Annotated in this window: 3 protein-coding genes and 1 pseudogene; all 4 read right to left on the bottom strand. The window is 53.9% G+C overall.

From position 1 onward, the window contains the following. Nucleotides 1-191: pseudogene (locus ACOSYY_RS00595) on the bottom strand (hypothetical protein); the annotation flags it as partial. 28 nt (nt 192-219) lie between these two features. After that, nucleotides 220-1221 carry a biotin synthase BioB gene (gene bioB / locus ACOSYY_RS00590; RefSeq protein WP_421660280.1) on the bottom strand — a complete coding sequence of 334 codons (1002 nt, stop codon included), beginning with the start codon at nt 1219-1221 and terminating at the stop codon, nt 220-222. Between the two features lie 114 nt (nt 1222-1335). Next, nucleotides 1336-2736 carry a tetratricopeptide repeat protein gene (locus tag ACOSYY_RS00585; RefSeq protein WP_421660279.1) on the bottom strand — a complete coding sequence of 467 codons (1401 nt, stop codon included), beginning with the start codon at nt 2734-2736 and terminating at the stop codon, nt 1336-1338. 3 nt (nt 2737-2739) lie between these two features. Beyond that, nucleotides 2740-3159 carry a ribosome silencing factor gene (gene rsfS / locus ACOSYY_RS00580; protein WP_421660282.1) on the bottom strand — a complete coding sequence of 140 codons (420 nt, stop codon included), beginning with the start codon at nt 3157-3159 and terminating at the stop codon, nt 2740-2742. Nucleotides 3160-3447: the final 288 nt, after the last annotated feature.

Here is a 3447-nt window from a genome sequence, read left to right as displayed (position 1 = left end):
TGAGCCAAACGAGATAACTCCAGGAGGACAAGGCGACCGGCTTGTCCCGCAGCCAGTTCCGGATGAAGTCGTGAAAGCCCACCGGCAATGAGGTCGGAATCCACGAAATGGATGACTCCGACCTCGCGAAGCAGGAATTCTTTGGCGAACGTAGTCTCCCTGAGCCGTTTGGTCCGGCAATAATAATACAACGCTGGTGTTGAATCGATCGGTCGTCCACTATAGCGATTGGCTTGCTACAGGTTGCTGATAATCGACCTCGATGGTGAACCCAAGATCTTTGATCATTCCCCAGACTTCCGGAGCCGGTGCACCTGGAGTCGTCAAGTAGCCGTTCACAAAAACCGAGTCTGCCGGATAAAGCGCCAAAGGTTGGAGGCTGCGCAGGTTGTGTTCGCGACCGCCCGCGATGCGGATCTCGGTGCGTGGGTGCAGAAAACGGAAGAGACAAAGTACCTTCAAACAGCGTTGCGGCGTCAGTTGATCGCAGTTTTCCAATGGCGTGCCGGCAACCGGATGAAGCGTGTTCAAGGGAATTGAGTCAGGCTTGACGTCACGCAGGGCCATTGCCAGCTCAATCACATCCTCATTTTTTTCTCCCATGCCCACGATTCCACCGGAGCAGATTTCCAAACCCGCCGCGCGGACATTTCTGATCGTTGCCAATCGGTCTTGGAAGGTGTGGGTGGTGCAGATTGACGAGTGGAAAGCTTCGCTGGTATTCAAATTGTGATTCACCCGATCGACGCCGGCGGCCTTCAAGCGCTTGGCTTGAGGTTCATTCATCAAACCAAGTGAACAACAAATCTGGATTGGGATCTCCTGCTTGATCGAACGAACGGCTCTAGCGATTTCATCGATTTCTCGATCCAGCGGACTGCGTCCGCTGATGACAATGCAATAACGTTGGGCTTTTGAGGCAGCGGCTTGTCGGGCGCCCTCGATCATCTGTTGTTGAGGAAGCAAGTTGTATCGGTCGATTGGTGCTGTCGAGATGGAAGACTGAGAGCAGTAGTGGCAGTCTTCTTGGCAAGCTCCGCTCTTGGCATTCTGCAACATCTGGAGGCGGACGGTCCGGCCGAAATACTTAGAGCGGACTTGAAATGCTGCATGCAATAACGCGAGTAATTCGTCATCCTGCGTCGCCAAGACGGAACGACACTCTTCTCTAGTAAGGGGTTCGTCGTTGAGCGCTTTGTCTGCAAAAGTCGTATAGGTCATGGAATCCTCAAAGGTAATAACAGTGATGAACTGCTGGGCTCCTGATCTGACGAAGCGAGGAGTAGGTCTCCACAAACCGACAGACCAAATACTCAGCAGAGGTTGGCGGGAAACCTACACGGTTTCAAACGGAGAAGCAATGCCTTGATAGGGAATGGCACGGGCGGAGCTGGCGTCTCCAACTGAGCTGGCGGCAGTGTGACCGGCTTCCAGCCAAGGAAGAGCGGTGAGGGTGTTCCACTTGGCGCAGCGGCGGCAGCGGCCAGACCACTCGACGGATTCCTGCTGACATTGTGTGCAGATATAAGGAACGACCACGCGTTTTTTGAAGCTGAGGGCCTTTTTCAATTCTACGATAGCCTCCTCAAAATGCTGTTTCCGCAAGTATAAATTGGCCATGATCTTGTGATAGTCCAACAGATGGTCCTGAGGGCCTTCGATCGTCGACAGCAGGTCGAACGCATCATCCACCATTTCCAACCGATAGTAGAGTTTGCCTAGATAGAACTGGAGGACCGGATTATGCGGGTCTTGTTGCAAGGCCTCTTGATAGACCCGAATGATTTCGCTGGGCTCGCCTTGATCCAAGAAGAGTTCTTCCAGACGATGCAGAATGATCACGCTTCGAGTCCGTGAGTACACCTTCTTGAGGATTTCGACGGCATCTTTAGTTTTGCCTTCATGAAGCAGAATCTCGCCCATTCCGATATAGGCGGGGAGGAAACTGCGGTCCTTTTTGATGGCGCCTCGGAAGTATCGACGGGCTTTGTCGGGATGCCCGCGTTCGAGCAGTTGACGCCCGACTTCATACATGCATCCGACGAGCAGGGCCTCTTCTGCCTGCTTTTCAGGGGTGGGAAGATTGGCTTTGAGTAAGCGGTGTTGGATCTCAAGTGCTTCACTCCACCGCTCCATACGGATATTGAGATTCCGCTTTCGAATGAGCGCCGTCAGGTTATCCGGTTCAATCTTGAGAATTTTTTGAAGCGCCTGAAGCGCTTCCTCGTAACGTTTGGCTTCTTCCAAATCCTTGCCTAGTTCCAACAAGACTTCGATGTTCCGATCGTCCACCCGTTGCGCATGTTGATGGAGTCGGATTGCCTCAGGAAAATTCTGCTCTGATCGGTAGATATTTCCCAGCCACAGGAGCGAATCGACTCGATTGGGATCAATGGCCAGGGCCTTCTCCAAGAGTGTGATCGCCTCGATGGTGCGTTTCGACATGAACGCATGGGTTCCGTCTCGGTGGAGTGTATCCACCTTCTCCTTGCGACGGACGAGACGGTTACTGCGCCAGTTCAGGATCAGGTGCGCCGTTTGCTGCAACCCCACGACGAGGGTCGCGAGCACTGCGCCAAACGCCATGGAAATCAACACAAGCGTGACCGGGCTGAGCTCAAACTCGGCGCCTGGCGCGGTATGGACTACGACCGTTCCCGGGTTCAGCTCGCGAAAATAACTGTAGATGAACACCCCGGCGCTGATGAGAAAAATGGTGATCAGCAGTTTGAACATAGTCTAGACTATCTTCCGTGCTGCCGTTTTCTGAACCACGCGTCTCTTCGGTGCGGCAGTCGAAGTCGAAGAATTGTCTGAAATCGGGATGGACTGAGCGTCACTCCACAGACGTTCTAGGGCATAGTGCGAGCGTGTGTCGCGTCTGAATACATGGGCGACGACATCGCCAAAATCGATCAGGATCCACTGCCCCGATGTTGTGCCTTCGAGACTCAGTGGCCGTTGACCCGCGCGCGAGAGCACCTCGGCCACGGAATCAGCGATCGCGCGTGTTTGTCGGTCGGATTCAGCCGATCCAATGACCAAATAATCGGCTATTGAAGTAAGAGGGGCGACATGGAGGACTTGGACATCAAGGGCCTTCTTGTCGAGCATCGCCCTGGCTACGGCTAGGGCTGTGGCCTTAGATGCGCGTGCGATTGCTCTCCTCCTGATAAAGGCTATGACGAAGTATATAGGATTCTACCGGGACGGGCAACATATTTACCAGCGGTAATCCACTCCGAATTCTTCGCCTAACTTCTGAGGCAGATGTGGGACACGGTGGAATGGCCAGGCAGGTGATTCCCCGGCAGGAAGGGATTATGATGTCGAGTCGCTTTTGAACGCCGGCGTCGAGCTGAGCAAGGTCCGATGGATACAGGTTGGAAAGCAGAGGCATCTCGGCCAGCGCCTGGAATGATCGCTCAGGCCGGGGTACAATCACGA

It is taken from the genome of Nitrospira sp. BLG_2, from assembly GCF_049222245.1.
This window is presented reverse-complemented; position numbering and strand designations above follow the sequence as displayed.